Consider the following 21,651-nt stretch of genomic DNA (forward strand, 5'->3'; position numbering starts at 1 on the left):
ATGAAATTCTGTTTTTGGCGTGCAGGTATAAAAATATTGATGGGTCTTCAGCAAGCGCAAAAAAAGGCGCGTGAGTTTTTGACTCGCGCGCCTCTGGGTTCATTTGCTGGCGTTCAACACAATCCGGTACCGCGCCTTGCCGCTGCGCAGATGATCAACCGCCTCATTGACCTTGCTCATCGGAAATTCCTCGACCTGCGGCAGGATCTGATGCCGCGCGCAGAACTCCAGCATGGTCGCCGCCGTGGCAGGCGAGCCGACTGGGGAGGCTGACAGGGATTTCTGTTGCGGGATCAGGTTGAACACGTGCACCGGAATCGCGTCGGGCACGATGCCGACGAAGTGCAGCCGGCCCTTGCCGCGCAGGGTGGCGAGCATGGCCGTCCAGTCGAGGTTGGCGTTGGCGGTGATCAGCAGAAAGTCGAGAGTGCCGGCAATCGCTTTCAGCGCTTCGCTGTCGGTGGAGGCGACGACTTTGTGGGCACCGAGGCGTTTGGCTTCGTCCTGTTTGTTCAGGGAAGAGGTGAACGCGGTAACGTCGCAACCCCAGGCATTGAGAAAGCGCAGCGCCAGGTGACCGAGCCCGCCGATGCCCACCACGCCGACCCGGTCGGTCGGCTTGATGTCGAATTCCACCAGCGGATTGAAGACCGTGGAGCCGGCGCAGAACAGCGGGCCGGCGAGGGCCGGGTCGAGGTTGTCCGGGAGTTTCAGCGCCCACGCCCAGTGAGTGCGCAGCCGATCGGCGAATCCGCCATGGCTGCCGATGATCGTCGGTTTGGCCGTAGCGCAAAGGTGATGCGAGCCACCGATGCAGGACGAGCAATGCATGCAGCTGCCCTTGTACCAGCCGATCCCCACACGCTGGCCGACTTCCAGGCCGCGCACCTGCGGGCCTGTGCGCACGATGCGGCCGACCACTTCATGGCCGGGAATGAACGGGTATTGGCTGATGCCCCAGTCGTTGTCGATCAGCGACTGGTCGGAGTGACAGACGCCGCAGTACTCCACGGCGACTTCGACTTCTTCATCCCCCAGCGGGCCAGGGTCGTAACTGAAGCGCTCCAGCGGCGCGCCGGCCGAGGTGGCGGCCCAGCCGGTGAATGTCGTGGGTTCGGTGTTATCGCTCATGGGACACCTCCAGGTCTGGCGCTGCGGGCGCAGCCTGAAGAGTCTAGCGTGTCATCGAGCGGGCGCTAGCCAGGTGTTAAGCACGCGCCGGTCGAGTTCTTCCCAGTCCGCCATGCCCAGCACTCGGGTGGTATTGAGGCCGCGCAGATAACCGCGCAACTGATTGGCCACGGCCCGCACCGACTCTGAATCGTTCGCTGACTGGCCCAGCACGGTTTCGTATTCGACCAGGTATTCGGCCACCCGGTCGCGGAATTCGGGCACGACCGCATCGCGGATCAGATCAAAGGTTCGCACGGGTAATCCTCATCTGTTTTCGTTGTGATTGAGTGTGCCGCAGTCTGCACGCCGCGCAACTATTGGTTCAAGTAATAGTGACCATCAAGAAACGCAAGTTCTGCTTTGGCGCCGATGGGCGGAAAATCGCCTCCATCGAACACGCTGCTGAAGGAATTGCGCGATGAAGACTTTGACCCGACTGGCTGTAGTCGCCCTGCTGATGGGCGGGGTGGCCGCCACCGTAGCCCCGGCTTATGCAGACGACGCCAGGTCGTGCCATTTTCTGCCCGTCGCCGGGAGCAGCGCCGCGCTGCAGCACTCGCAAACCGTCGGTGTGCTGTACAGCGAAAACACCCTGGACAACCTGCAATACCTCGAGCGTTACCACGATGTGGCGGTGAACGGTGCCAAGGATGCGCTCGATGCGCGGATCCGTGACGCCTTCGTCGACAGCTCCGATCCGGAACTGGCCATCGACTGGCTGATGAGTTCGCTGCAACAACAGTTTCTCTCGGTGACCGTCTACGACAGCCTCGATGCGCTGGTGCAGGCTCATCCGGACGTGGTGGTGATGCTCGACACTCACAACCGTCTGCTGACCCAGCGCAACAGTCAGGTCGAAGCGCGGTTTGCCGCACGCTTCTACGACGCCAACCTGCAATACATCGGCAAGGCCGAAGGCGCGGTGGAGAAGCAACTGCCGTCAGTGTGGGTACACAACAAGGCAGCGCCCGAAATCGCTGCCGGGATCGAACAGCAGCGCGACCTGCAACTGAGTGCCTTGAAGCAGTTCGATGACTCGCTCAAAGCCTTGGTAAGTGCAGGCTGAACACCTAAAGCAAAACGGCAACGGCAGTGCCCGTGACACTGAACGTTGCCGAAGTACCGAACTTTTTATTTTCAGGATTTTATCCATGCGTGCCTTTTTTATCCCTGCCATGGCTTCTGCCAGTTTGTTGCTCACCGCCTGCGCCTCTGCGCCAAACGACCCGACGCTGACCCTGCAGACGCACAAGACGCCCGCCCAGTACGCCGAATGCGTGGTGCCGAAACTGCAGGGCAGTGCGCTGAACCCGACCGTGTCGCAGACCCAGCGCAGCTACCGGATCGTGGTGCCGAGCAAGGTGGCGGCGGACAACGTCCTGGAAGCCTACAAGGCACAGGACGGCGGCAAGGTGTTTTTATATGAGCGCCACTTGCTGGCGTCGAGTTTCCTGCCGTCGAGTTTTGAACGGGCTGCCCAGGAGTGCCTGTAACGCCTGACGGTTAACGCTTTTGACGATGCTCCTTTGGTTGGCCTCAACCAACCAATTCTTTGCCCCGCACCTTGCGGGGTTTTTTTTGCCAAAAAAAATCGCAGCTTTCATCAGCTCCGCAGAAAGAAATGCGAGAGCTTATGAAAGCTGCGATTTATTGATTGTTCGGGCGTGAATAAATACGCGAGGTGCAAATGTAAACAGGAAAGGATGAATAACGAAGAAAACGAGAGGGAAGCGGAGGAGAATGAAACGAGGAAAAAAATGGCAGGGGCGGCTGGATTCGAACCAACGCATGGCAGGATCAAAACCTGCTGCCTTACCGCTTGGCGACGCCCCTGTAGCTATTGGTTTCAGTCCCGGGAGGACCTCTGCAACAGTGGGCGGCACTTTACCAGCGCTCTTGCGATCTGTGAACCCCTGAAGCCAATAAATTTCAGGCAAAACAGCTACTTATTTCCCGGACGGTATCGCCGGTCAGGTTTTTCGGGCTTTTCAGCGATCGTCATGAAAACCGGCGCGACTGCTGTAGCCCGAAAACCTGGCAAAGACCTGCGTTTGACGAACCGATCAATTACCGTCCGCAACCTTGCGTTCGATTTCGTCGACCTTGCGTTGCAACTCCTCAGCGTCCTGCTCCTTGGTGCGGGTCGACGAGGGCGTGATGACCTCATCCACGCCGCGCGTGTCGTCGTCCGGATCTTCAAGATCGCGTTTCACCACATTGACCGGTTTGCCGGACGTATCGGTAGGTGGGGCTTTACTGTCGTTGTTCATGGCGCTGACCTCCGTTGGCTTAAACGTTGGATGCAGCGCTTTGGCGCGAGTTCGAGTTTTTTAGCGGCAACCGTGCGGAAAACTGCGGAGCCGGGTTGATGAACCGCCGGAAGCTCACCGGCAACAAGCCGATTCTGTTCAGGCAACGAACCCCAGCAACAGCGTCGCCAGGATCACCGTCGAAGCGCCGCCGATACGGGTAGAGATCTGGGCAAAGGGCATCAGTGACATCCGGTTCGACGCCGACAGGATCGCGACGTCGCCGGTGCCGCCCAGACCGCTGTGGCAGCAAGTCACGATGGCCGATTCGATGGGGTACATCTTCATCAGGTTGCCGATGAAAAAACCGGCGACGGTCATCGACACCACCACGCTGAGGCACACCAGCACATAGCCGATCGAAAACACTTTCACCACGCTGTCGAGCGGCACATACAACATTCCAAGGCCAATCATCACCGGCCAGATGAAGGCGGCGGAAACCAGTTTGTAGAAAGACTGCGCGCCTTTTTCCAGTTTCTCCGGCAGCACGCGCACGTATTTGAACAGCACCGCCGCGAGGATCATCATCACCGGACCCGGAATCCCGACGACCTTTTCCAGCAGGCCGCCGAGGACGAAGAACGCACAAATGACCAGCACGCCAGCGCCCATGAGTCGCAGGTCGATGGCGGTGGCGGACTCATCCTTGACCTTGAATTTATCGTTTTCGGCTTTCGCCCGGATCAGCGCCCCTTCACCGTTGATGGCCGGGCGTTCCAGCGCCAGCCGTGCCAGGTAACCCGCGCAGATGATCGCTGCAATGTTGCCGACAACGGCCGCCGGGACCAGTTGCGCGACGTAGATGTCCGGCGTGCCGCCGAGGATCGCCGAGTAGGCCAGCGACAGCGGCAGTATTCCTTCGCCGATGCCGCCGCCGATGATCGGCACGATGATGAAAAAGAACGTGTGGTAGACGCTGTAGCCGGCAAGCTTGCCGACGATCAGCCCGCTCGCGACGGCGGCCAGGGTGCCGGCCAGCAAGGGGATGAACATGCGGATCATGCCCTGGACCAGAATGAACCGGCTCATGCCCAGGATGCTGCCGACTACCAGGCTGGCGATCACGAAGTACAGGAAGTTGGCCTCCTTCATCAGCATTTTGGTCGCGTCGATCGTCGGCGCGCCGAAGAAGCCGTAGAACACCAGCACCGACGGCAGCATCAGGCACAGGATGGCGCCGCCACCGATTTCCCGCAGGATCGGCAGACGCGAGCCCATCTGGCCGAAGAACACACCCATGGTCATGATCACGGCCAGACCGCCGATCATGTTCTTCGGCAGAAAACCGAGGTGGGCCGACAGAAACACGATCACGGCGATGCCGAGGAAGATCGGCAGCGGGATCACGCCGATCTCGTAGGTGCGCAGGCGCTGGATGAAGCCGTCGGCGCGCGGGCCGTCGACGTTCAGGGATTGCTCAAGGGAGTCGCTCATGACGCATGTCCTCATGTTTGTTTTTATCGAGGATTGACGGGAAACCACGGTGCACCGGGCTCGGGTGGCGAGGCGGTGATTCGATGGTATCCTTCGCAAAATGCGTGATAAACAGCGGAAGCATGCGGCCTATGAACACGAATCGTGACCAATTTCCCTTGCCCGAAGACCTCAAGGTCTTCCTCACCGTCATCCGCAAGAACAGTTTTGCCAGCGCCGCCGACGAGTTGGGCTTCTCACCGGCCTACGTCAGTAAACGCATCTCGGTGCTGGAAACCACGCTGGCGACCAAGCTGCTGCACCGCACCACCCGGCGCATCGCGTTGACCGACGATGGCGAGCGGGTGCGGATCTGGGCGGAGAAACTGCTGGGGGATTTCGATCAGTTTCTCGGCGAGATTTCCCAGGCCCGGCACCAGCCGGCGGGCTCGCTGCACATTTGCAGCAGCTTCGGTTTCGGTCGCAATCATGTGGCGCCGGCGATCAGTCAGCTGTCCCGGGCGTGTCCGAAACTCGACATCCGGCTGGACGTGTTCGACCGGGTGGTCGATCTGGTGGGCGAGGGCTTCGACCTGGAGATCCTCGTCGGCGATGACCTGCCGGGCCAGCATCTGGCGCGCAAACTGGTGAGCAACCGGCGCGTGTTGTGCGCCACACCGGAATACCTCGAACGCCGGGGCACGCCGCAATCTCTCGAAGACCTGAAAGACCACGATTGTCTGGTGCTCAAGGAGCGCAACAACGCGTTCGGTATCTGGACCCTGAGCAAGGACGGACAGGAAGAAACGGTGCGAGTGAATGGCCCGTTGTCCTCCAACAGTGGCGAGATCGTGCTGGAGTGGGCCTTGAGCGGCGGCGGAATCCTGTTGCGCTCGATGTGGGACGTCAAACCGATGCTCGAGCAGGGCAGGCTGGTGCAGGTGCTGGACGGCTACACCCAGAGCGCCAACGTCTGGGCGGTCTATCCGACCCGGCTCAGCGAGTCGGCGAAATTGCGGGTGTGCGTGGAATTTCTGGAAGAGTACTTCCGCGATTTGTCTGTGGAATGAAAACGGGCGGTTCAATGAACCGCCCGTTTTTTTTTGCCATCAACCCAGCCAGGGATTGTCCGCCAGATGCCGCGCTTCAAAGGCGCGGATCTGCTCGGTGCGTTGCAGCGTGGTGCCGATGGCATCCAGCCCCAGCAGCAGCGACTGTTTGCGCAACTGATCGATCTCGAACTCGATCTGCGTGCCGTCTGCCAGCTCGAGGGTCTGTTGCGCCAGATTCACGCTGATCCGCGCGGTTTCCGGGACGCTGATCGCCTCGGCCACGCGCTTGAACTGCGCGTCATCCAGTTGAATCGCCAGCACGCCATTACGCTGGCAGTTGTCGTAGAAAATCCCGGCGAACGTGGTGCCGATCAGTGCGCGGATCCCCACTTGCTTCAAGCCCCAGACCGCGTGTTCGCGGCTGGAGCCGCAGCCGAAGTTGGGACCGGTCACCAGAAACGCCGCGTCCTGCCAGGCCGGCTGGTTGAGCACGAATTCCGGGTTGGGTTCGCCGGAGGCGAGAAAGCGCAGATCGAAGAACAGCCCGCGATCCAGCCCCTGGCGATCGATGCCCTTGAGAAACTGCTTGGGCATGATCACGTCGGTGTCGATGTTGGACGCAAGAAACGGCGCGGCGCTGCCGCTGACGGTGTCGAAAGGTTGCATGGTTCAAGCCTCCAGCGCGACGGTGCGCACGTCAGTCAAATGGCCGCTGATGGCGGCGGCGGCGACCATCGCCGGGCTCATCAGGTGGGTGCGCGCACCGGCGCCCTGACGGCCTTCGAAGTTGCGATTGGTGCTGGACGCACAGCGATCACCCGGCGCGAGCACGTCGTCGTTCATCGCCAGGCACATCGAACAACCCGATTGCCTCCATTCGAAACCGGCGTTGAGAAAAATCTGCGCCAGGCCTTCGTCCTCGGCCTGATTGCGCACCAACGTCGAGCCGGGAACGATCATCGCCCGCACATGGGCCGCCACACGCTTGCCGCGCACCACGCGGGCGACGTCACGCAAATCTTCGATCCGCGCATTGGTGCAGGAACCGATAAAGGCATGGCTGATCGTCACTTCGCTCAGCGGCATGCCGGGTGTCAGGCCCATGTAGTCGAGGGCGCGCTGCAGGCCCTGACGCAGGATCGGATCGGGCTGGGCGGCCGGGTCCGGCACGTGCCCTTTGATCGGCGCGGCCTGATCTGGGCTGGTGCCCCAGGTCACCATCGGCTCCAGCGCGCCGACATCGAGGATGACTTCGCGATCGAACACCGCGCCCTCGTCGCTGTGCAGGGTTTTCCAGCGCTCGATTGCCTGCTCCCAGACCTTGCCCTTGGGCGCACGCGGCTTGCGTTGCAGGTAAGCGAACACCTTGTCGTCCGGCGCCATGAACGCACCCCGGGCACCGGCCTCCACGGCCATGTTGCAGATGGTCATGCGCGCCTCGACGCTGAGGGCGCTGATGGCCGGGCCGGTGAATTCGATGGCGTAACCGGTGGCGCCGGACGCACCGATCTTTTCGATCAGCGCCATGATGATGTCCTTGGAGGTGACGCCTGCGCCCAGCTCACCGTTGACCGTCACCCGCAGGGTTTTCAGACGTTTGTAGACCAGCGTCTGCGTCGCCAGCAGGTGCTCGATTTCCGAAGTACCGATACCGAAACCGAAGGCGCCCAGTGCGCCGTAAGTGGTGGTGTGGCTGTCACCGGCGGCGACCACCATGCCCGGCAGAATGAAGCCTTGTTCCGGCGCCACGACGTGTTCGATACCCTGGCGCTTGTCCAGCACATCGAACAGCTCGATGCCGAAGTCGCGGCAGTTTTCTTCGAAGTACGACACCTGACGCGCGCCCCCGGCGTCGGGCATGGTCGCGATGCGTTTCGGTGCGGTCGGGTTCACATGATCGACCACCGCCAGCGTCGCCGCAGGCCGCCACACCGTACGCCCGGCATCACGCAGGCCGCTGAAGGCTTGCGGGCTGGTGTATTCGTTGGCGACCTGGCGGTCGATATACAGCAGCACGTGGCCCTGATCGTCGAGCGTGCAGACGGTGTGACTGTCGATGTGCTTCTGGTACAGCGTTCTCGGGCTGGGCATGGATTGCGCTCTTTTCTGTCCGGGGCAAAAACAACATGACGCCAGCATATTGATCGCGGAAACGGCATCAAGAGCGCTTCAGTGAAGCCGTTGAACACGGATTGTGAGCAATTGCCGCAAGCCTACGCCCGTGTCTCCTCCGGCAACCTGGCAATCACCTTGATCTCGAACTGAAACCCATACAGCCACGTCACGCCGACCGCCGTAATGGTCGGGTGCGGCGCCTCGCCCCAGAACTCCGGCACCACTTCCCAGATGGTTTCGAAGGTCGATTGCGGATCGACCATGAACACCGTCACGTCCACCACATCATCGAAGCTGCCGCCGGCCGCGCCGAGAATCGCGTTGAGGTTGGTGAAAGCCAGTCGCACCTGTTGTTTCAGATCCGGCTCGGGCGAGCCGTCCTCTAGGCTGCCGACTTGCCCTGAGACGAACAGAAAACCGTTGGAGCGAACCGCCGGCGAATAACGATTGCGCTCGTAAAGCGCATGGCGTCCGGGCGGGAAAACCACGTCGCGTTTTGGCTGGGCACGGGTCATGGGGTGTCTCCTTCAATGGGTTGAAAACCTGTGATGGAGCCACTCTAGGCGCTTGCATCGGCGCGATAAACGCGCAACCTTGGCGCTCACTGTTTGCAAATCCCAAACAATCGAGCCGTTTTCAGAGGTGGGATATGGACCGTTTTGACGCGATGCAAGCCTTCGCCCGAGTAGTGGAGGCGGGCAGTTTCACCAAGGCCGCCGAGACTTTGCACATGAGCAAGACCACCGTGACCCAGCTCATTCAGCAACTGGAGGCGCGGCTGCGAGTGAAATTGCTCAACCGCACCACGCGCAAGGTCAACGCCACGGCGGACGGTGCGGCCTATTACGAGCGGGTGATCAAGTTGCTGGCGGACATGGACGACGCCGAGACCAGTCTTCCCGGTGCGGCGGCGCAGCCCAAGGGACGCTTGCGGGTCGATGTGCCCAGCCCCTTGGCCAATCTGATTCTGGTGCCGGCGCTGCCCGAGTTTTACGCGCGCTACCCGGAGATCCAGATCGACATGGGCGTCAGTGACCGGATCGTCGACATCATCGATGAAAACGTCGATTGCGTTATCCGTGGCGGGGAGCTGCGCGATCAGTCACTGATGGCCCGGAAGGTGGCGGATCTTCAGCTTGGCGTGTACGCCGCGCCGAGTTATCTGGCCCGCGCCGGCACCCCGATGCATCCCCGTGAGCTGGAAAACAGCCATCACCGGGTGGTCGGTTTTCTTTGGGCGCGCACCGGCAGACCGGTGCCTTACGCCTTGCGCAATGCCACGGAGAACCTGCTGATCAAGGGCCGGCATGCCTTGGCGGTCGATGATGGCAACGCCTATCTGGCGGCAGGGCTTGCCGGTCTGGGTGTGCTCTGGCTGCCGAGTTACATTTCGGCGGAGCATGAGGCCCGAGGTGAGTTGGTTGCACTGTTCGAGGGCTGGGCGCTTGACCCGATGCCGCTGTACGTTGCGTACCCGCCGAACAGGCATATCAGCCAAAAGCTACGGGTATTTATCGATTGGATCGTGGAATTGATGGCCACGCGTGCCAATGGCGCGGAACTTGCTGACCGCGCTCCCGGACTGTCAAAAAAATAGCGAATATCGGCGATCAATAAAGTCGGCAAGTCTGGATGCACCGCTATTCAATCAAGGAGCTTCACTCGCAATGAATATGTACATCGATATTGTCGGCGCGTGCAATTTGAGCTGCCCCTCGTGTCCGATGGGCAACTCGGAAAACGTCAACTTCAAGAAAGCCATGCAAGTTGACATGTTCAGGAAGATCGTCGAGAAGGCCCGAAGCGAAGGGGTCGAGTCGATTTTTCTGTATAACTGGACCGAGCCGTTGATCCACCCGCGCATCGGCGAGTTTGTCGAGATCATCAATGCCGCCGGTTTGCAGAGCGGTATCAGTTCCAATTTGAATCTGGCGAAAAACATGGAGACGGCGATGCTCGCCAATCCATGGTTCTTCCGTATCTCGCTGTCCGGGTTTTATCAGCAGACGTACGAGCAGGGGCACGTAGGCGGCGACATTGAAGTCGTCAAGGCCAACATGATCAAACTGCATGAGCTCAAGCAGCAACATGGCTTGAACACGCGGATCGAGGTCTACTACCACCGCTACCTCGACAACATGGAAGAAGAAGGGCTGATGCGCGAATTCAGCCAGCGTCTGGGCTTCGAGTTCTCGACCGGGTATTCAGTTATGATGCCGCTGGAGAAGACGCTGGCGCTGATCGAGCGCGACCCGTCGGTGACCGACACTGATCGCGAGACCCTGCAGCGACTCGCGTTGCCACCCTTCGACGACCTGGTCAATCTGGTTCGCCATTATCCGAAGCAGGCATGCGGGCTCAAGGATGACTGGCTGGTGCTCGACTGCAATGGCAACACCATCCTGTGTTGTTCCATTTTCAATCAGACCGAATATCAGGTGGGCAAGTACCTTGATATGCCGCTGGCACAACTGACCAGGCTCAAGTCCACCCAGCCGAACTGCGTCGACATGTGCAATCGCTGTGCGAACAACGGATTGCACATCTACTCGGGGCACTCCAATCAGGGACCGCTGCAGAGCCACGCTGTCAACCGGATAATCGACTTCCAGCGACGCACGATCATGGGCTTGCCGATCGAGAGTGACAGGCTCGGGCGCAGTGGTGAAGTCAGTGCCGAACACTTTGACGAAGCGCAATATCTGGAGCTGAACCAGGACGTCAGAAATGCGATTTCCGCCGGGGCGTTCACCAGCGGTTATCAGCATTACGTACTGTTCGGGCGACTGGAAGGCCGGCCAGGCGCAGGTCATTTGACGGCCGTCTGAGCCGGCGGCTCGGGTTCTGCCAGTTGAGTTGAAAGCCATTGACTGAAGCATCGCGCCATCGGGTCGTTCTCGCTGTCGCGGTGCGTCAGCATCGCCCAGTTCGGGCCGCGAATGGTTTGCTCCACCAGTGGCTGCAACAGCCCGTTTTGCTGCGCCTGACGGCTGAGCAACTGACTGACCAGCGCAATCCCCAGACCTGAACACGCCGCGTCCAACAACAGGCCCGGATCAGAGAAATTCAGGCCCTGATCCTGCTGGCCGACATCGATCCCCGATTCCACCGCCCAATGGCTCCAGTCCATTTCCCGCTCGCCGTGCAGCGTCGTCCGCTGGGCGCTCGGCACGCTTAACAAGCTCGGATGACACGCGGGGTAGAGGCGGTCGGCATGCAGCACCTTGAAGCTGCATTCAGCCTGCGAACTGATGTCGTCGCGCACCGCCAGATCGATGGTCTGGGTCGCCATGTCCGGCACTTCATCGGTGCTGAAAATCCACAGGTCCACATTCGGATGCTGACGGCGGAAATCCCCCACTCGCGGCAGCAACCAGTGCCGGGCAAACGCCGGCGTGGTGTTGAGCACCAGTTGATTGGGTTTCTGGTATTGCCCCAGTCGCCGGATGCCCACCGACAGTTGCTGCAGCATGGCCTGGGTGGTGCTGAGCAGATCGTGGCCGGCGTCGGTCAGGCTGACGCTGCGCCCGCTGCGGAAAAACAGCGGTTGCTCCAGATACGCCTCAAGGCTGCGGATCTGCTGGCTGATGGCCGATTGCGTGAGGCTCAGTTCCTCGGCGGCCTTGTGAAAGCTGCCCAGCCTTGCGGCGGCTTCGAAGCCGCGCAACGAGCTGAGGGGTGGCCAGTGTTTCAGCATGATCGATAAGTTCCTCTAATCAGTTTTCCGCTAAATCCATCGTTTGTTTGCCCTTCAGGCCGCCATTAGCATGCACGTCAACGCCGCCAAGGCTGTTTTCATTGAACACAATGGCTTAACTCAAAGGGCTTTTTACCATGCAGCAAAACAAAAACAACAACAGCGGTTGGATGATGCCGGCAGAGTGGGTGAAGCACGCGGCGACCTGGATGGTCTGGCCACACAATCAGGCCCTGTGGGAGTCGGGCTGGGGCGTCACTTTGCCGTTGGTGCAGGAAGATTTCGCCCGCGTCGCCAATGCCATCGCCCGGTTCGAACCGGTGAAAATGGTCGTCGATCCGTCGGCAATCGCCCGCGCCAAAGCCTTGTGCGGGCCGAACATCGAACTGATTTCGCTGGCGGTCAACGACAGCTGGTGCCGCGACTCCGGCCCAAGCTTCGTGGTTCACCCGGAGCAAGGTCTGGCCGGGGTGAGCTGGCGCTTCAACGCGTGGGGCGGCAAGTCGGCCCATGATCTGGACGAAAGCCTGGCCCGCCGCGTGCTCAATCACTTGGGCGGCGAGTGCTTCGGCACGGCGCTGAGCAACGAGGGCGGCGCGATCCATGTGGACGGCGAGGGCACGTTGATCACCACCGAATCGGTGCTGCTCAACCCCAACCGCAACCCCGGCGTGAGCAAGGCGGAGATGGAGGAGATTTTCAGCCGTCTGCTCGGCGTGAAGAAGACCATCTGGCTGCCGGGCGATCCGGATTACGTCACCGGCGACATGACCGACGGCCACGTCGATGGCGTCTGTGCCTTCGCTCGTCCCGGCGTGTTGCTGGTGGACGCGACGCACGATCGCAGCTCGGTGTACGCCGAAGTCGTGCGGGAAAACCGCCGCGCACTGGAGCTGGCCACCGATGCCCAGGGCCGCAAATTCGAGCTGATCGAGCTGTATGAAGCCACCGATGCGGTGGACACCGAAGCCGAAGTGTTCTGCGCCTCGTACACCAACTTCTACATCGCCAACGGCGCGATCATCATGCCGGCGTACGGCATCGAGGCCGACCATATCGCGGCAGAAACCCTGGCCAAGGCGTTCCCGGGACGTGAGGTGGTGCCGGTGCAGATCAATCATGTGGCCCATGGCGGCGGCGGCGTGCACTGCATCACCCAGCAACAGCCAGCCTGGCCGGTGGAGGGTTGATCGATGACGTTGCTCAAAGTCGCCACCACCCAGATGCCGTGCACCTGGGACCTGAAAAGCAACCTCGACCGCGCCGAGCAGTTGGTGCGTGAAGCGGCCGCGCAGGGTGCGCAAGTGATCCTGTTGCAGGAACTGTTCGCCACGCCGTATTTCTGCATCGAGCAGAGCCATCAGCACATGGCGCTGGCCGAGGAGTACCGCGACAGTCAGGTGCTGTCGCGTTTCGCCGCGCTCGCCCGCGAACTGGGCGTGGTGTTACCGCTGAGCTGGTACGAGAAGGCCGGCAACGCTTACTTCAATTCCCTGAGCGTGGCCGATGCCGACGGGCGCCTGTTGGGCGTGTACCGCAAGACCCACATCCCCAACGCCATCGGCTATCAGGAGAAGGAATATTTCAGCCCCGGCGACACCGGTTTCAAAGTCTGGGACACCGCGTTCGGCCGCCTCGGCGTGGGTATCTGCTGGGATCAGTGGTTCCCGGAAACCGCTCGCTGCCTGGCGTTGATGGGCGCCGAAGTGTTGTTGTTCCCTACGGCCATCGGCTCGGAACCGGGCTGCGCGGATCTGGATTCGCGGGACCACTGGCAGATGACCATGCGTGGCCACGCTGCCGCCAATCTGCTGCCGGTGATCGCTTCCAACCGGGTTGGCCGCGAAGTGGCCGGGACCGATGCGACGCTGCAAATGAATTTCTACGGCTCGTCGTTCATCTGCAACCACAAGGGAAAAATGCTCGCCGAAGCCGACCGCGCCAGCACCGGTGTTTTGGTGCAAAGCCTGGATCTGGCAGCCATGCGTGAAGATCGCCTGAGCTGGGGCATCTACCGCGACCGTCGTCCGGAAATGTACGGAGCCTTGCTCAGCCAGGACGGCCGTCACCTTAACGCCCGTTGGAATCCCCAAGGAGTCTGATATGCCTACTTCACACAAATGGTTGCTGGGCGCACTGAGCCTTGCGCTGGCCGGTTTGATGCCGACGGTGCACGCCGAAGACAAGACCTTGCGCCTGTACAACTGGGCGGATTATTTCGCTGAAGACACGCTGAGCAAATTCACCGCCGAAACCGGGATCAAGGTGATCTACGACGTGATGGACGGCAGCGAAACCCTGGAAGCCAAAATGCTCTCCGGCGGCAGCGGCTACGACCTGATCTTCCCCGGTGACACCGTGGCCGAACGCCTGATGCGCGCCGGCAGCCTGTTGCCGCTGGATCGCGCCAAAATCACCGCGATGGACGACATCGAACCGGGCCTGCAAAAACTGCGCAGCCATTACGAGCATTCGAACAAGGCCACCGTGCCGTACACCTGGGGCACCATCGGCCTGACCTATAACGCCGAGCAGATCAAACAGCGCATGGCCGACGCCCCGGTCAACAGCCTCGACATGCTGTTCAAACCGGAACTGGCGGCCAAATTTGCCGATTGCGGGATTTCGATGATCGACTCGCCGGACGAAGTGCTGGCCGTGGTGCTCAATTATCTGGGCCGCGACCCGCGCAGCGCCAAGCCTGCGGATCTGGCGGCGGCCAGTGACTTGCTGATGAAGCTGCGGCCGTACATCCGCAAGTTCCAGTCGCAACCGGTGACCGATCTGGTCAACGGCAACCTGTGTCTGTCCCTCGGCTACAGCGGCGACATGACCCAGGCCCAGCGCACCTCGGACAGCGCCGGCAAGCAGACCCGCTTCCAGTACCGCCTGCCGCGCGAGGGCACCACGGTGTGGATGGACACCATGGCCATTCCGGTCGATGCCAAACACCCGGAATACGCCTACGAATTCATCAACTTCGTGATGCGCCCTGAAAACATGGCCGCGATCAGCAATTTCACCGGTTACCCGACCTCCAACGCCAAGGCCCGGCCAAACGTGGACGAGGCGATGCGCAACAACCCGGACATCTACCTCGACGAAGCGACCTATGCTCGTCTGATACCGGGCAAGGATATTCCCCAGGCCGACATGCGCGCCCGCATGCGCACCTGGACCAAATTCAAGACCGCCACTGCACAGTGATTTTTCCGGGCTGCTTCGGCAGCCCCTTACACATCAGGAAGTTACACATGCCGACTCGTCGCGAGTTCATCAAACAGGTTTCAGTCGCCGCCGGCGTAGGTGCTGCCGTCATGGGCCTCGGCCTGTCCCCGGCGCGGGTACTGGCGGCCAGCGAAGGTCGCTGGTTCATGCCCGACGAGGGCGACAAACACGAACGCGCCTACATGGCCTTCGGCGCGCAGGACGCGATCTGGGAAGACTTCACCGAAGACGTCCAGGAAGCGCTGGGCCGGATCGCCCGCGCCATCGCACGCTACGAACCGCTGACCATCTATTGCCGCAGCGGCGAACGCAGCCTCGCCGAAGAGATTTGCGGCACCTCCAACATCACCTACCAGATCGCCGACCTCGACGACATCTGGATGCGTGACATCAGCGCCAACTTCGTCATCGACGACAAGAACGGCCTGGGCGCCGTGGACTTCAACTTCAGCGGCTGGGGCAACAAGCAACAGCACTCGAAAGACGCGAAAATCGCCAAACGCGTGGCGGCCGATGCGCAGGCGACCTACCAGCGCAGCGAACTGGTGGGCGAGGGCGGCGGCATCGAAGTCGACGGCCACGGCACCGCGATCATGACTGAAAGCTGCTGGGTCAACGAAAACCGCAACCCCGGCTGGAGCAAGGCTGACGTCGAGGCGGAACTGAAAGCACGCCTCGGTTTGCGCAAGATCATCTGGCTGCCGGGCATCAAGGGCAAGGACATCACCGATGCACACGTCGATTTCTACGCGCGCTTTGTCACGCCCGGCGTGGTCATCGCCAACCTCGACACCGACCCGCGCTCCTACGACAACAAGGTCACCCTGGCGCACCTGGAAATCCTGAAAAAGGCCACCGACGCCGATGGTCGTCCGTTGCAGATCCACACCGTTTCGCCACCGCTGAAACCACGCAAGACCAAATTCAACAGGGACAACGACGATTTCGCGGCCGGTTACATCAACTATTTCGTGATCAACGGCGCGGTGATCGCCCCGGATTTTGGCGACAAGGAGGCGGACAAGAAGGCCTTCGACCTGCTGAAAAAGCTCTACCCGAACCGCGACGTGGTGCAGATCAATATCGACGCCATCGCGGCCGGTGGTGGCGGGATTCACTGCGTGACCAGTCACCAGCCGGCGTGAGGCCGAGCCTCAGCGGAAACGTTGGGGCAGGGCCTCGGCAAAGGGATAGAAGTCGAACCACGGTTTGGCTTCTTCGATGACCCGACTGAACGACGGGCGCTGCACCAGCCGTTCGAAATAGGCACTGAGGCGCGGTTGCTCGGCGGCAAACGGCACCAGCGTGCTGGCGTAGAACAGGGCCGGCGCGGCGGAGCAATCGGCCAGGCTGAAATCCGCGCTGGCGATCCATTCGCGGTCGGCCAGTTGCTGTTCGAGCATGCCGTACGCCGTGGCCAGCAGCGCTCGCTGACTGCTCAGGTCGCCATTGGCGGACTGGATGCGGTCGGCGACGATCTGCTGCATCGGCGTCATCACGTAGTGGTCGAAAAACCGGTCCCATAGACGCACGTCCAGTGCGGTCTCCCAGTTTTCGGGAATCAGTCGTTGCGACTGCCCCGGTTGATGATCCAGGTACTCGATGATCACGCTCGATTCCGGCACCGTGCGCTGGCGCGCGTGATCGCGCAGCACCGGAAATTTGACCAGCGGCCACAATGCTTGAAGCTCGGCCCGTTCGGCTTCGCTGGACAGGTCGATCAAGCGTTTTTCGAAGGCGACGCTGTGTTCGTAGAGGGCGATCAGCGCCTTGTGGCAGTAGGACGACAACGGGTGGTAATAGAGGGTCAAGTTCATGGTTTAACACCTCGATGTGGGGCAATGGCGTTACTCAGGTATAGCGCGCCTGCGCACGGCCACGCATTTGATTTCCACCAGCAGCCCCGGATGGGCCAGTTCGCTGACGCCGATGCAAGTCCAGGCGCAGAAGCCCTTGGGGAACACGCGGTTTTTCACTTCGCGAAACACCGGCATGTGTTGGCTCATGTCGACGTGATAGGTGGTCATCTCCACCACATCGTCGAAGGTGCAGCCACCGGCCTTTAGCACTTCGTCGAGGTTTTCCCAGGCACGAATGAACTGTTGCTCGGGGTCTTCGATGACCTTCAAGTCAGCCGTCCGGCCCACCTGGCCGGCGCAGTAAAGCGTGTCGCCGACCACAACCGCCGGCGCGTAACCGGCGCGTTCGACGATGGTTTTCATGGAGTCGGGGATGATGATTTTGCGATCGGGCATGGCCGGGGCTCCAGGTAAACGGTAAGTCGGGTCACTTCGCGCGAAAGTACCGGATCAGGTTGATCGATTGCGTGAATACCGCATATACCACTGCTGCGATCATTAGCCCGGCGATGACCAGGGCAATAGTATTGACACCTGTGATGAGCAGAATGTAGATCGACAACGCGAGTATCAACACGACATAACTGGCAAGCGTCTGTTTGAAGTACGCCAGCAGCAGCGGCACGACGATCACTACCAGAGAGTGAAAGGCCACCCCAAACCAGATGTCGATAATCATCTGATCAAAATCACCGCCCGCTTGTGCCAGGGCCAGCAAATACGAATTCGTCAGCCACTCCAGCTTGCCAACCACCATCACGCTGATCGCGATAATCACCACAATGTTTATTGCTCGGTTACTCATTGATCTTCATTCCGTCCATGCGCCGCCGCTGCCAACTGCTCGGTATCCACTCGCACGAATACCGAATCACCCACCGCCGTCAGCACATCCCCGGCGTAGACCTCGCAGATCACCCGGGTCTTGCGCCCGACTTCACCTTCGACTTTTGCCTTCAATGTCAGCGGCACGCCCATTGGCGTCGGTTTGATGAACTTGATGCCGAGGTTGCCGGTGACGCAGTTGATGCGCGGCAGGCTTTCGGGGTCGCGCTGCTCGGCGCGGTAGTGGTAAGCCATCGCCGTCCAGTTGGAATGGCAGTCCACCAGCATCGCGATCAGGCCGCCGTAGACCAGCTCCGGCCAGCCGCAGTATTTGGCCTCGGGCACATGCTCGGCCATGACGTGCACGCCGTCCTCATGCCAGAAACTCTTGATGTGCAAGCCGTGCGGGTTGCTGCTGCCGCAGCCGAAGCAGACGCCGTCGGGGGCGGCGGTGTCTTGCAGGGAGGTGTCGTGGGTGGACATGCCGGGGTCATCCTTAAACTGTAAGCCGAACCCCGCGGATTCTAACCCCGAATGCTCACCGTGAGGATTGCTCCTTCGCGGCGGGCCGGGGAGGATCGGTCAGCAGTTTTTTGCGAGTCGTCGAGTGGTTCGGCAATTGCTCACTGATGTCCCAGATTTCCAGCATTTTCGCGTATTCAAAGGCGTGGCGCGGGCTTTGCTGAATCCACTGCTGGAACGCGTGGCGTTCGTCAGGTGTGCAATCGTCCTCCTGCAGGCGCAGGCACCAGTGCGCTGCCTGGTTCAGGATTTCTTCGTCTGCGTCGGTCATTGACGGCTTCCACGATGGCTGGGGAGGGCATTTTACGTTGCCGCTTGCAAAAAAAACGTCAAAACGTGTCGAGGATTTAAACGATCAGTGCGTATAAAACGGACAGAAAACGCGGCAAACGGACAGATCGCGCCGCTATTTCTGGCCTTCTCGCAATTGTCATATTCCGTCACATTTCAATGCAGATAGTGGGCAGCCCAACCTGTTTCCAGTGAGGCTGCCCCGTGTTTCAACGTCTTGTGTGTTCGCTGTCCGTGCTGAGTCTGTCCATTGCTGCCGCCCAGGCCTCCGATCTCGATACCCCGCGCCTGACGGGCATCGACAACTTCCGCGATGTCGCCGGTATCACCACGGCCTACTCGACGACCCATGACGGCAGGATGCGCGCCGGGGTGTTCTACCGCTCCAATGCGCTGACGCCGACGGCGTCGGATCTGGCGACCCTCAACGGTCTGGGCATCAAGGCCGTTTATGACCTGCGCACCCCAAGCGAAATTGCGGCCACGCCGGACACGATGATCAGCGGTGCAACCTATCAGAATATCGACATCATCGGCGCCACCACGTCGGGGGCGAACATCACCACGGTCTCGTTCAAAAGCGCGGCCGAAGCGACTGCGATGATGCAAGAGACCAACCGTGCGTTTGTCAGCGACGCCGGCATGCGCGGGCAGTTGGGCGTGCTGTTCAACGAACTGGCCGGCGTCGACGGCGCCGCGCTGTTCCATTGCACCGCCGGCAAGGATCGCACCGGCTGGACGGCCGCTGTGCTGCAAAGCATCGCCGGGGTCGACAACGCGACGATCATGAGCAACTACCTGGCGACCAACGACTACACCGCCGACCGCGTTGCCAAGACCCTGGCGATGATGCCGCCGAGCATGGCCGCGATCTACGCGCCGCTGCTGGGCGTCGAGGCCAGTTACCTGCAAGCGGGTCTGGATCAGGTGACCGCGCAATACGGCAGCATGGACAACTACCTCAAACAGGGGCTGGGTCTGTCCCAGGAAACCATCTATGTACTGCGCGGCAAAATGGTCGAGTACAACAGCCTGCCGGGTCAGGCCGGCATGCTCGGCAACGCTGCCGCTGGTGCGCAGCTGTTGCAGGAATTGCAGAACAGCAAGCTCTCGGGCACCTACAGCGCCTACAACTACTACCTGCAATCGGCCATCGACGCCGGCAGCCTCGGTGGCGTGGAGTCCACCGTGGGCGGCCAGGTCCATGCGGATGCCGCCAGTTACTTGTTGCGTCAGAACGCAATGATCGAGCAAGCCGCAGCGCCATTCGCCAGCGGCACCGACCTCAAGGTCGGCCAGTACCGGTTGTGGAGCACCGCGCTCGCCGGTTACCTGGGCACCGACGGTTCGGCCCATGCACAAAGCAGCAACGAACACAGTCAGGGCCTGATGGTCGGCGTCACTCAGCGCTTCTCTGAACAGCTGAGTGCGCGTGGCGGTATCGGTTACAGCAAAGGCACCGTGGGAGGCGCAGGCGGCGAGGCTGATACGGATTTCACCTTCCTCAATCTGGGTGCCCGTTATGGCTTCACCAGCCTGGAGCACGGCCTGTTTGCCGATGCCAATATCAGCGCCGGTTACGTCGACTACGACAGCAAGCGCGACCTCGGCGGCGGCCTCGGCTCGGCGAAGGGTGACACTCATGGCAATCTCGGCGGCGCCACCCTGGCTCTGGGGTATCGCTTGCCGTTGAGCACTGTGATTCTGGAGCCGAGCCTGGGCGTGCGGGTCAGCCGCCTGGACCTGTCGGGCTTCCAGGAGAAGGGCAGCGAACTAGCTCTCGATGTCGATGACATTCAGGAAACCCGCCGCAGTGCGGTGGCCAATCTCGACGTCTCGTTCGCCCCGATGCCGATGGGCCCGTGGCAACTGGTGCCGGGCGTGCGGGTCGGTTACGAGCATGTGCTGGGCGATCATCAGGTCGACAGCGAGGGCCATCTGCTGGGGCTGGATATCGAGCAGCGCGCGGCGTTCGACAACCGCGATCAGTTCAGCGGCGGCGTCAACCTGATGGCCAACCTTGGTGCCCTGAGCCTGGGCGCCGAAGTCGGTGCCAGCGGTGGGGGCGACAGCCACGGTTTCAGTGGCGGGCTCAAGGCCAGTTATCAGTTCTGATCAACTGAGGGTGAAGAAAAAGGACTGCCTCAGCGCAGTCCTTTTCGCATTTCTGCAGGGCTCACGCCGTAGGCATCCTGAAAGTACTGGCAGAACCGGCCGACGTTGCTGAACCCGAATTGCAAGGCCACATCGGTCACCGATGACGATTGGCTTTGCTTCAATGCATAACAGGCGCGCTCCAGCCTGACCTGTCGCTGGTACGCGACAATCGAGGTGCCGACGAATCGCCGGAAACCTTCCTGCAAGGCCCGCAGACTGACGTTCACCAACCCCGCCAGATCCGTCCCGCTGACCATCTGCTCGGGATGCGCCTGAATATACTCGATGGCCTGCTTCACATGCCGTGGTGCAATCAACGCCTCGGGGCGGCGCAAGGCCTCGCTGAAATTGTGAGGCCAGGCTTCCAGCACCGCGTCCACCAGCATTTCCCGCAGGCGCGACGGCATCAGCGAACCGGCGTTCAACAGTAGGTCGAACTCGGTGCCGGTCGCCAGACCGATCAGCGCACGAATGCCCCGAAACGCCGGGCTGTTCAGATCCACCCTCGGCTCGAAATGCAGCTTGTGCACGATCGGTCGGCCCAACAGCGACGACAGCCGTTCGGTGAGCGCTGCGCGGCTGATCGACATGCCGTGTTGGGCGTGATTGTCGACGAAACGCATCGAGCGCAGATCCGCCTTGTCGATGGCCAGCCCCACATCGCTCAGCCCCACGGATTCATGGTTGAAAACGATCTTGCCGGCGGTGGGAATGACGAAGGTGATTTCGTCGAACGGCTCGGGAAACGCCACCGTGAAATCACCCCGATAATGCATGCGCCGGAAACTCACGCCTTCATACCGTCCGTAAACGCCGCCAATGATGATGTCTTTGGGCGGCGGTGGTGTGTCGCCATAACGGTTGCCGAACATTCGCGAGAACAGGGCGCCGAAGTCGTCACTGGCCATGTTGTCGGATCGCAGGATGAGGGTCTGGCGTGTCGGGCTTGAGTACACCGGGAGGTTCACCTTGGTGGTCGGGGCGCAGGAGCGCGAGGACGTTACCAA

Annotated in this window: 24 protein-coding genes and 1 tRNA gene; 10 read left to right on the forward strand and 15 right to left on the reverse strand. The window is 61.0% G+C overall.

Annotation, left to right across the window (positions count from 1 at the left end):
• Nucleotides 1–99: 99 nt before the first annotated feature.
• Both EIY71_RS17470 and EIY71_RS17475 read right to left on the reverse strand, forming a co-directional pair.
• Complete coding sequence (locus EIY71_RS17470; protein ID WP_134022497.1) at nucleotides 100–1,131, reverse strand: NAD(P)-dependent alcohol dehydrogenase; 1,032 nt, start codon at nucleotides 1,129–1,131, stop codon at nucleotides 100–102.
• A gap of 51 nt (nucleotides 1,132–1,182) precedes the next feature.
• On the reverse strand, nucleotides 1,183–1,428 hold the full coding sequence (locus tag EIY71_RS17475) for a hypothetical protein (RefSeq protein WP_134022499.1): 246 nt from the start codon (nucleotides 1,426–1,428) through the stop codon (nucleotides 1,183–1,185).
• Nucleotides 1,429–1,591: 163 nt separating this feature from the next.
• Here EIY71_RS17475 and EIY71_RS17480 point away from each other — a divergent pair, with 163 nt between their 5' ends.
• Nucleotides 1,592–2,239: an ATPase gene (locus EIY71_RS17480; protein WP_134022501.1), complete on the forward strand. Its 648-nt coding sequence runs from the start codon at nucleotides 1,592–1,594 to the stop codon at nucleotides 2,237–2,239.
• Between the two features lie 85 nt (nucleotides 2,240–2,324).
• Complete coding sequence (locus tag EIY71_RS17485; RefSeq protein ID WP_085747478.1) at nucleotides 2,325–2,666, forward strand: hypothetical protein; 342 nt, start codon at nucleotides 2,325–2,327, stop codon at nucleotides 2,664–2,666.
• 265 nt (nucleotides 2,667–2,931) lie between these two features.
• On the opposite strand, the gene EIY71_RS17490 is transcribed toward EIY71_RS17485, so the two are convergent.
• The 3 genes from EIY71_RS17490 to EIY71_RS17500 form a co-directional block, all read right to left on the reverse strand.
• Nucleotides 2,932–3,006: transfer RNA gene (locus EIY71_RS17490), tRNA-Gln, on the reverse strand.
• Nucleotides 3,007–3,236: 230 nt separating this feature from the next.
• Nucleotides 3,237–3,443: a hypothetical protein gene (locus EIY71_RS17495; protein WP_007955480.1), complete on the reverse strand. Its 207-nt coding sequence runs from the start codon at nucleotides 3,441–3,443 to the stop codon at nucleotides 3,237–3,239.
• A gap of 138 nt (nucleotides 3,444–3,581) precedes the next feature.
• A complete protein-coding gene (locus EIY71_RS17500) occupies nucleotides 3,582–4,919 on the reverse strand; it encodes a 2-hydroxycarboxylate transporter family protein (protein ID WP_134022503.1) in 1,338 nt (445 codons plus the stop codon).
• A gap of 131 nt (nucleotides 4,920–5,050) precedes the next feature.
• On the opposite strand from EIY71_RS17500, the gene EIY71_RS17505 reads away from it, so the two are divergent.
• Nucleotides 5,051–5,968 carry a LysR substrate-binding domain-containing protein gene (locus EIY71_RS17505; RefSeq protein WP_039773187.1) on the forward strand — a complete coding sequence of 306 codons (918 nt, stop codon included), beginning with the start codon at nucleotides 5,051–5,053 and terminating at the stop codon, nucleotides 5,966–5,968.
• 39 nt (nucleotides 5,969–6,007) lie between these two features.
• Here EIY71_RS17505 and leuD read toward each other — a convergent pair whose 3' ends face one another.
• The 3 genes from leuD to EIY71_RS17520 form a co-directional block, all read right to left on the reverse strand.
• Nucleotides 6,008–6,616: a 3-isopropylmalate dehydratase small subunit gene (leuD, locus tag EIY71_RS17510; RefSeq protein ID WP_085747473.1), complete on the reverse strand. Its 609-nt coding sequence runs from the start codon at nucleotides 6,614–6,616 to the stop codon at nucleotides 6,008–6,010.
• Between the two features lie 3 nt (nucleotides 6,617–6,619).
• Entirely contained in the window at nucleotides 6,620–8,041 is a 1,422-nt protein-coding gene (gene leuC, locus EIY71_RS17515; RefSeq protein ID WP_085747472.1) for a 3-isopropylmalate dehydratase large subunit, read from the reverse strand.
• 122 nt (nucleotides 8,042–8,163) lie between these two features.
• The gene (locus EIY71_RS17520) at nucleotides 8,164–8,580 is read right to left on the reverse strand and encodes a RidA family protein (protein ID WP_085747471.1); all 417 of its coding nucleotides are present in this window, start codon (nucleotides 8,578–8,580) and stop codon (nucleotides 8,164–8,166) included.
• A 134-nt stretch (nucleotides 8,581–8,714) separates the two neighbouring features.
• On the opposite strand from EIY71_RS17520, the gene EIY71_RS17525 reads away from it, so the two are divergent.
• Entirely contained in the window at nucleotides 8,715–9,662 is a 948-nt protein-coding gene (locus tag EIY71_RS17525) for a LysR family transcriptional regulator (protein ID WP_134022505.1), read from the forward strand.
• A gap of 70 nt (nucleotides 9,663–9,732) precedes the next feature.
• Nucleotides 9,733–10,893 carry a radical SAM protein gene (locus tag EIY71_RS17530; RefSeq protein ID WP_085747469.1) on the forward strand — a complete coding sequence of 387 codons (1,161 nt, stop codon included), beginning with the start codon at nucleotides 9,733–9,735 and terminating at the stop codon, nucleotides 10,891–10,893.
• Here the strand turns inward: EIY71_RS17530 and EIY71_RS17535 are convergent.
• Entirely contained in the window at nucleotides 10,875–11,762 is an 888-nt protein-coding gene (locus EIY71_RS17535; protein WP_134022507.1) for a LysR substrate-binding domain-containing protein, read from the reverse strand. The two genes, EIY71_RS17530 and EIY71_RS17535, sit on opposite strands and share 19 nt — an antisense overlap.
• Nucleotides 11,763–11,899: 137 nt before the next feature.
• Here EIY71_RS17535 and EIY71_RS17540 point away from each other — a divergent pair, with 137 nt between their 5' ends.
• Genes EIY71_RS17540 through EIY71_RS17555 form a run of 4 tightly spaced genes read left to right on the forward strand, consistent with a single transcriptional unit; the run spans nucleotide 11,900 to nucleotide 16,135 of the window.
• A complete protein-coding gene (locus tag EIY71_RS17540) occupies nucleotides 11,900–12,952 on the forward strand; it encodes an agmatine/peptidylarginine deiminase (RefSeq protein WP_134022509.1) in 1,053 nt (350 codons plus the stop codon).
• A gap of 3 nt (nucleotides 12,953–12,955) precedes the next feature.
• Nucleotides 12,956–13,864: an N-carbamoylputrescine amidase gene (gene aguB / locus EIY71_RS17545; RefSeq protein ID WP_108561519.1), complete on the forward strand. Its 909-nt coding sequence runs from the start codon at nucleotides 12,956–12,958 to the stop codon at nucleotides 13,862–13,864.
• Between the two features lies 1 nt (nucleotide 13,865).
• Nucleotides 13,866–14,969, forward strand: a complete 1,104-nt coding sequence (locus EIY71_RS17550) for an extracellular solute-binding protein (protein ID WP_134022510.1) — start codon at nucleotides 13,866–13,868, stop codon at nucleotides 14,967–14,969.
• A 47-nt stretch (nucleotides 14,970–15,016) separates the two neighbouring features.
• Complete coding sequence (locus EIY71_RS17555; protein ID WP_134022512.1) at nucleotides 15,017–16,135, forward strand: agmatine/peptidylarginine deiminase; 1,119 nt, start codon at nucleotides 15,017–15,019, stop codon at nucleotides 16,133–16,135.
• A 9-nt stretch (nucleotides 16,136–16,144) separates the two neighbouring features.
• Here EIY71_RS17555 and EIY71_RS17560 read toward each other — a convergent pair whose 3' ends face one another.
• Genes EIY71_RS17560 through EIY71_RS17580 form a run of 5 tightly spaced genes read right to left on the reverse strand, consistent with a single transcriptional unit; the run spans nucleotide 16,145 to nucleotide 18,467 of the window.
• The gene (locus EIY71_RS17560) at nucleotides 16,145–16,807 is read right to left on the reverse strand and encodes a glutathione S-transferase family protein (RefSeq protein ID WP_134022514.1); all 663 of its coding nucleotides are present in this window, start codon (nucleotides 16,805–16,807) and stop codon (nucleotides 16,145–16,147) included.
• A 30-nt stretch (nucleotides 16,808–16,837) separates the two neighbouring features.
• Nucleotides 16,838–17,245, reverse strand: a complete 408-nt coding sequence (locus tag EIY71_RS17565; RefSeq protein ID WP_129972619.1) for a RidA family protein — start codon at nucleotides 17,243–17,245, stop codon at nucleotides 16,838–16,840.
• Nucleotides 17,246–17,276: 31 nt separating this feature from the next.
• A complete protein-coding gene (locus EIY71_RS17570) occupies nucleotides 17,277–17,654 on the reverse strand; it encodes a hypothetical protein (RefSeq protein ID WP_127797871.1) in 378 nt (125 codons plus the stop codon).
• Entirely contained in the window at nucleotides 17,651–18,157 is a 507-nt protein-coding gene (locus tag EIY71_RS17575; protein ID WP_102686729.1) for a PaaI family thioesterase, read from the reverse strand. The genes EIY71_RS17570 and EIY71_RS17575 overlap by 4 nt, the downstream gene beginning before the upstream one ends.
• Before the next feature lie 55 nt (nucleotides 18,158–18,212).
• Nucleotides 18,213–18,467: a DUF4880 domain-containing protein gene (locus tag EIY71_RS17580; protein WP_102717435.1), complete on the reverse strand. Its 255-nt coding sequence runs from the start codon at nucleotides 18,465–18,467 to the stop codon at nucleotides 18,213–18,215.
• A 224-nt stretch (nucleotides 18,468–18,691) separates the two neighbouring features.
• On the opposite strand from EIY71_RS17580, the gene EIY71_RS17585 reads away from it, so the two are divergent.
• A complete protein-coding gene (locus EIY71_RS17585) occupies nucleotides 18,692–20,602 on the forward strand; it encodes a tyrosine-protein phosphatase (RefSeq protein WP_134022516.1) in 1,911 nt (636 codons plus the stop codon).
• A 29-nt stretch (nucleotides 20,603–20,631) separates the two neighbouring features.
• Here EIY71_RS17585 and EIY71_RS17590 read toward each other — a convergent pair whose 3' ends face one another.
• A complete protein-coding gene (locus tag EIY71_RS17590; protein ID WP_134022518.1) occupies nucleotides 20,632–21,600 on the reverse strand; it encodes an AraC family transcriptional regulator in 969 nt (322 codons plus the stop codon).
• Nucleotides 21,601–21,651: the final 51 nt, after the last annotated feature.

Origin of the sequence: Pseudomonas sp. CH235, assembly GCF_004368175.1 — a bacterium.
GTDB classification, from domain to species: Bacteria; Pseudomonadota; Gammaproteobacteria; order Pseudomonadales; family Pseudomonadaceae; genus Aquipseudomonas; species Aquipseudomonas paraglycinae.

What these genes read in the sequence shown, in the direction of transcription:
- EIY71_RS17470 (WP_134022497.1), bottom strand. Translation starts at nt 1,131, where the DNA reads ATGAGCGATAACACCGAACCCACGACATTCACCGGCTGGGCCGCCACC.
- EIY71_RS17480 (WP_134022501.1), top strand. Translation starts at nt 1,592, where the DNA reads ATGAAGACTTTGACCCGACTGGCTGTAGTCGCCCTGCTGATGGGCGGG.
- EIY71_RS17485 (WP_085747478.1), top strand. Translation starts at nt 2,325, where the DNA reads ATGCGTGCCTTTTTTATCCCTGCCATGGCTTCTGCCAGTTTGTTGCTC.
- EIY71_RS17495 (WP_007955480.1), bottom strand. Translation starts at nt 3,443, where the DNA reads ATGAACAACGACAGTAAAGCCCCACCTACCGATACGTCCGGCAAACCG.
- EIY71_RS17500 (WP_134022503.1), bottom strand. Translation starts at nt 4,919, where the DNA reads ATGAGCGACTCCCTTGAGCAATCCCTGAACGTCGACGGCCCGCGCGCC.
- EIY71_RS17505 (WP_039773187.1), top strand. Translation starts at nt 5,051, where the DNA reads ATGAACACGAATCGTGACCAATTTCCCTTGCCCGAAGACCTCAAGGTC.
- leuD (WP_085747473.1), bottom strand. Translation starts at nt 6,616, where the DNA reads ATGCAACCTTTCGACACCGTCAGCGGCAGCGCCGCGCCGTTTCTTGCG.
- leuC (WP_085747472.1), bottom strand. Translation starts at nt 8,041, where the DNA reads ATGCCCAGCCCGAGAACGCTGTACCAGAAGCACATCGACAGTCACACC.
- EIY71_RS17520 (WP_085747471.1), bottom strand. Translation starts at nt 8,580, where the DNA reads ATGACCCGTGCCCAGCCAAAACGCGACGTGGTTTTCCCGCCCGGACGC.
- EIY71_RS17525 (WP_134022505.1), top strand. Translation starts at nt 8,715, where the DNA reads ATGGACCGTTTTGACGCGATGCAAGCCTTCGCCCGAGTAGTGGAGGCG.
- EIY71_RS17530 (WP_085747469.1), top strand. Translation starts at nt 9,733, where the DNA reads ATGAATATGTACATCGATATTGTCGGCGCGTGCAATTTGAGCTGCCCC.
- EIY71_RS17535 (WP_134022507.1), bottom strand. Translation starts at nt 11,762, where the DNA reads ATGCTGAAACACTGGCCACCCCTCAGCTCGTTGCGCGGCTTCGAAGCC.
- EIY71_RS17540 (WP_134022509.1), top strand. Translation starts at nt 11,900, where the DNA reads ATGCAGCAAAACAAAAACAACAACAGCGGTTGGATGATGCCGGCAGAG.
- aguB (WP_108561519.1), top strand. Translation starts at nt 12,956, where the DNA reads ATGACGTTGCTCAAAGTCGCCACCACCCAGATGCCGTGCACCTGGGAC.
- EIY71_RS17550 (WP_134022510.1), top strand. Translation starts at nt 13,866, where the DNA reads ATGCCTACTTCACACAAATGGTTGCTGGGCGCACTGAGCCTTGCGCTG.
- EIY71_RS17555 (WP_134022512.1), top strand. Translation starts at nt 15,017, where the DNA reads ATGCCGACTCGTCGCGAGTTCATCAAACAGGTTTCAGTCGCCGCCGGC.
- EIY71_RS17560 (WP_134022514.1), bottom strand. Translation starts at nt 16,807, where the DNA reads ATGAACTTGACCCTCTATTACCACCCGTTGTCGTCCTACTGCCACAAG.
- EIY71_RS17565 (WP_129972619.1), bottom strand. Translation starts at nt 17,245, where the DNA reads ATGCCCGATCGCAAAATCATCATCCCCGACTCCATGAAAACCATCGTC.
- EIY71_RS17570 (WP_127797871.1), bottom strand. Translation starts at nt 17,654, where the DNA reads ATGAGTAACCGAGCAATAAACATTGTGGTGATTATCGCGATCAGCGTG.
- EIY71_RS17575 (WP_102686729.1), bottom strand. Translation starts at nt 18,157, where the DNA reads ATGTCCACCCACGACACCTCCCTGCAAGACACCGCCGCCCCCGACGGC.
- EIY71_RS17580 (WP_102717435.1), bottom strand. Translation starts at nt 18,467, where the DNA reads ATGACCGACGCAGACGAAGAAATCCTGAACCAGGCAGCGCACTGGTGC.